Origin of the sequence: Parabacteroides distasonis, assembly GCF_004793765.1 — a bacterium.
GTDB classification, from domain to species: Bacteria; Bacteroidota; Bacteroidia; order Bacteroidales; family Tannerellaceae; genus Parabacteroides; species Parabacteroides distasonis_A.
This window is the reverse complement of record NZ_SRYM01000098.1, coordinates 1-4,641: the sequence shown is the minus strand read 5'-3', so window position 1 is coordinate 4,641 and position 4,641 is coordinate 1. Positions and strand designations below refer to the sequence as shown.

7 protein-coding genes are annotated in these 4,641 nt (G+C 37.1%); 1 reads left to right on the top strand and 6 read right to left on the bottom strand.

Annotated features, from left to right (window positions below; all coding sequences use genetic code 11):
- Nucleotides 1-299: 299 nt before the first annotated feature.
- The 6 genes from E5342_RS18620 to E5342_RS18595 all read right to left on the bottom strand — a co-directional run bounded on the left by E5342_RS18620 (nt 300) and on the right by E5342_RS18595 (nt 3,983).
- The gene (locus E5342_RS18620; protein WP_044548218.1) at nt 300-641 is read right to left on the bottom strand and encodes a HepT-like ribonuclease domain-containing protein; all 342 of its coding nucleotides are present in this window, start codon (nt 639-641) and stop codon (nt 300-302) included.
- Nucleotides 625-921 carry a nucleotidyltransferase family protein gene (locus E5342_RS18615; protein WP_036633026.1) on the bottom strand — a complete coding sequence of 99 codons (297 nt, stop codon included), beginning with the start codon at nt 919-921 and terminating at the stop codon, nt 625-627. Before E5342_RS18615 ends, E5342_RS18620 begins: the two co-directional genes overlap by 17 nt.
- Nucleotides 922-1,182: 261 nt before the next feature.
- Nucleotides 1,183-2,199 (bottom strand): hypothetical protein, encoded by a 1,017-nt coding sequence (locus tag E5342_RS18610; protein WP_005865083.1) that lies wholly within the window; start codon nt 2,197-2,199, stop codon nt 1,183-1,185.
- The gene (locus E5342_RS18605; protein ID WP_135960043.1) at nt 2,196-2,492 is read right to left on the bottom strand and encodes a helix-turn-helix transcriptional regulator; all 297 of its coding nucleotides are present in this window, start codon (nt 2,490-2,492) and stop codon (nt 2,196-2,198) included. The genes E5342_RS18610 and E5342_RS18605 overlap by 4 nt, the downstream gene beginning before the upstream one ends.
- A 177-nt stretch (nt 2,493-2,669) precedes the next feature.
- The gene (locus tag E5342_RS18600) at nt 2,670-3,530 is read right to left on the bottom strand and encodes a hypothetical protein (RefSeq protein ID WP_135960042.1); all 861 of its coding nucleotides are present in this window, start codon (nt 3,528-3,530) and stop codon (nt 2,670-2,672) included.
- Nucleotides 3,531-3,575: 45 nt separating this feature from the next.
- Entirely contained in the window at nt 3,576-3,983 is a 408-nt protein-coding gene (locus E5342_RS18595; RefSeq protein WP_246867168.1) for a tyrosine-type recombinase/integrase, read from the bottom strand.
- Nucleotides 3,984-4,034: 51 nt separating this feature from the next.
- On the opposite strand from E5342_RS18595, the gene E5342_RS18590 reads away from it, so the two are divergent.
- Nucleotides 4,035-4,641 (top strand): phage integrase SAM-like domain-containing protein (locus E5342_RS18590; RefSeq protein WP_210434983.1); only part of this gene is annotated, 607 nt, incomplete at its 3' end.

Sequence of the window (4,641 nt, the reverse complement as noted above, 5' to 3'; positions counted from 1 at the left end):
TGGGCCAAATTTATTTAATGTTTAACTAGTCCCTATTTTTTATGGGACACTAATGACATGAGAAATATAGGGGCGGGGTTATATAGCCTAAAACGGGCTTAAAAACGCCTTATACGCCAACATGCACTATCGTATAGCAGTTTGCCGAAAAGTACGAGATTGGTAACTTGGTTGATAGTGATCGTATTAAAAATGAGAGAGGCGAAAGATACCACCTCCTCGGAAATATCCCCCACCTCTCTAAATTTATTTGATATCCCCCCCCAATAAAGGGTTATTTTCTAAAACAATACATTGAGTTATTTACAGAGCAACCGTTCTATCTTATCCTTAAGCGGAAATAGATCTGTTTGAATGGTTCCCCACACAATCTCATCCCGAATCTGATAATATCCATGCACCAACACATGGCGCATGCCTATGACCTCATTCCATGCGATCTCCTGATGTTCCTCCCGAAATTCCTTTGTAATCAAATAAGCCGCCTCCCCTACAATCTCCAAATTCTTGATGACCGCAAAACGCAATATCTTGTTTCTGGAATACTCCTCAAAAGTCACATCTGTCGTGAACTCAATAACATTATTTATCGCCTCCAGCATATGCCGTAGACGTGTATTATCTTTAGGCTTCTCTCTCATATACCAATATTTTATCCCGATCTACAGAAGAAACGGCGAAATCCTTCAATTGTCCTTCCTCCACCAAATCAACCTTACGATGCAACAATTGGCTTAGAGCTTCCACCATACCCGCATACTTGAATAATGTAATACGAGCTTGGGAGTCAAAACGAACCAGAATATCAATATCGCTATCCTTCGTCTCCTCTCCACGTGAACAGGAACCAAACACCCATGCTTTCTCTATTGGTTGCAAAGAGAAAAAGCCTCTTAGCTTATTAATTATCTGTTGTTTCATCTTTTAGTGATTACCTCACGCAAATATAACGAACATTTTCTAAATTCCGTTTTATCGTGATTCTTTTTTTGGAAAATCATTTACAGAACAATATCCTCTAAAAACAAAAGAAGCGAGAGATACCACCTCTCCGGAAATATCCCCCACCTCTCTAAATTTATTTGACAGATCCCCGACAAGGGTATTATTTCCTACATTTTATTAGGAAAAAATTAAGACTAGATACGTTGCAAGTCTCAAATATGGGCAAAACAATGATATTTAATCAAATCTCTTTAACTTCAAAAATGACCTGAATTTCACATCAAATTCTTCTATCTCTGGGCCAACGTCTTTTCCTTGAGAAGAGAAACAACACTTCTTGATCTTTTCTATAATAGACTTGCAGGCTCTTTGCGCCAATTCTCCATCACGCACACGAGCCTTAAATCCAGACCTCAACGGATCAAATCCATTACGATTAACATAATCACATAAGGCACAATCTTTCAAAATCTTTATCCCATTTATCTTATCAAGCGGTAAAGACTCTTTACTCACCTTGACTTTGGAATAACAAGATAAGAACCGATCCAGCAAATCATTCCAAAAGCTAGGATCATATAACATTGACGCAGTAACCGATCCCCCAAAGCACCTCCTAACTTTCTTTATCCGAAACTCGCATCGAGCTATATTCTTATTATTACTCCCCTGTTCCTTTCCTTTATCGTAAAACAAAAGTTCTTTCTCTGCTGTTTGAAACGTAATTCCTGTAGAATATGAATGACACCTAAAATAAGGTAAATCTAACATCCGATTGAAATATTCTATTGGAGACCGCTGTAACTCCAAATCCATTGCTAAATCCAGTCTAGTCACAATGACCTTATCCATAGGGATGTTTAAATCCTCTCCTATCCTCTCAATGGCTTTCCGTACGTCCTCTAAAGGGAAATCGTGCATGTTGATACCGTAGTAATATTTACATAAGCTACAAGCATTGATTTTTAGAATATGAGTATTTACATACACATTATACCCCTTATATTTCCCACGTACATAAGGGAGGCCATCATTACCAATACAATCACTTCTATTCATCAAGTATGGCGACACTTCCGCTAACAAATCTATTTCTGGAACATCTTTCTGATTAAGAACAAAGTCAACCGTATCATATAACATATGACCATGTACCATATCATGCAACATACTACTATATTCAGTACATGAATCATGTCCTTTCTCACACCTTGATAGATTGACATAGATTTTAGAAGCTATCTCATCTTTCATACTCTCCCCCTTCCTTTTTTATTCATTACAACATGATTAATGGCGGCTTGCTCTATCTCTTCTACCGAATCAACACGATTTCGTTTAAGCCACTCCTCAATCTCCGAGCGATCAAAATAGACTTGCTTTCCAGATGGTTTGTAATGAGGTATCTGATGACTATATGTAAGCTTGTATATATGACTCTTACTTAAGCCAGTAAGAGTTACTACATCATCAACAGTTAGTACTGTCTTTGTCGCAAGTAGAGTATTACACTCTATTCTTTTTAAGATATTTTTAATCGAATCCATTTTTTTTGTTTTTAATTATCATATCTTAATGCTGAATGTAGGTAGATTCAGCATATTCACATATTGTCAATATGTACCTACTCAGTATTGACACAACAAAGATCATATTAAAAAACAACTAAAAAGGGTGATAATAAAAAGTATCACCCAAAATCACCTACTATCACCTAAAGAGTGTCACTTCTCTTTTAACCAACATGCAAATTTTTTTTCTATATTTTCAATATCATCTTCCTTACTGACAGCAGTAGTTAAGCTTCTATAGTTCAAAAATTTATCACCATATAAAAATATTTCACTTGCCTTTTTCCACCTATTTCGCTCTGACTTCCAAAACACATCTATAAGAACATGCAATTCCTTCAATGAAGCTAACCATTCAATATAAAAGTGCTCAGGCACATTATCGATATTCCCCAATAAATAAAGAAACGTATCTAAACTTGTATTACTATTAATATAATTTTCCTCTTTCAAATGAAGCCAGATAGCTTTTAATTTATCATCGTCATATTTTTTCGTAAACCGACTTTTGCAATTTTCCAAATATCTATCAATCTTCCCCGAAATTAAATCATTAAAATACCGCATGTTTTCTACTATATCTAAATCTAATTTTTTATCGGTTGAATCATCCCATCTGGTAGCCCCCGTTGTAGCATATCTTTCTTCTCTTTCTTTTATATAATCAGTATCAAATGCTATTTTTAATCGTGTGCTTGTTACTTCCATCACTTCCACGATTGCTTTCTTCAATAATAGAGCTCTTTTATATAACAAAGTATTAGTATTCATTCCTCTAACCTTTCTACAAGAGATATCATATTGATATAACAAATCATCAAGAATAAGAGAAATGTATATCCATCTATCTTTTGATGTCATACCAGATAACAAGATAATAGTTTCTAATTTTCGACCTTCACTATAAATACTTCTCTCTAATTTATTTAGTGTTATTAACTCATTAATAGGATCACCAGATAATGAGTTATTCATGCTTATAATATTTTCAAATGGTCTTTCTTGTATACCCATATCGTATGATTAGTTTAAGATACTTATTATTCTATTTACTAAGGATCAATCAAATACGCCGTCTTGCTTATGAACAGCAGCCTTTTTATTTGCGTCAATAACTTTTGCATAAATTTGAGTTGTACTAATCTTAGTATGTCCTAATAGCTTACTAACTGTCTCTATCGGTACACCCAAACTAAGATTCAACGTTGCTGCAGTATGCCGAGCTACGTGGAAAGTGATAGGCTGTGCAAGGAAAAGCGGACAGGTGAAGATAAAACGTAAACCGTTTGAAATGAGCTTTGTTTCAGCATTCTGCCAAGTGGAGAAAATGCAAATAATAACGGAATATTGAGGTTGTTCAGTTACCAAACCATTAGCCGGGCAGTTACCGAAACGGGAATAGGTAACGGCAGGCAATGAAAAGAAACCCTCACCGTTTTGTTTGCGCTCATACACAGCATTTTGCATATCAAAGAACGCTTATACGGCAAGTAATTTTGCACTAAAAAATATAAGCGTATGAAAGTAGAAAAATTCAAGGTGTTGCTCTACCTCAAAAAGAGCGGACTGGACAAATCGGGTAAAGCCCCGATAATGGGAAGAATCACCGTGAACCGCACGATGGCACAGTTCGGATGCAAGCTGTCCTGCACGCCTGAATTGTGGAATCCACGTGAAAGCCGTCTGAACGGCAAGAGCAAGGAAGCTGTGGAAACCAATACCAGGATTGAAAAACTGCTGTTGGCGGTAAACGCCGCATTCGACAGCCTTGTGTCCCGTAAGGCTGGTTTTGACGCCATCGATGTGAAAGACCTTTTTCAAGGTAGCATGGAAACGCAGATGACCCTCATGAAAATGACAGATGCAATCTGTGACGACATTAAGGCACGTATAGGCATAGACCGGGCAAAGGGGACTTATCCCAGCTATCACTATATGCGGCTGACGCTCGGGGAGTTCATCGAAACCAAGTACAAGGTCAAGGATCTGGCTTTCGGACAATTGACGGAACAGTTCATCCACGACTATCAAGCCTTTGTCACGGAAGAGAAAGGCTATGCGATAGATACCGTCCGCCACCACCTTGCCATCCTAAAGAAGATCTGTCGCATAGCCTACAAAAAAG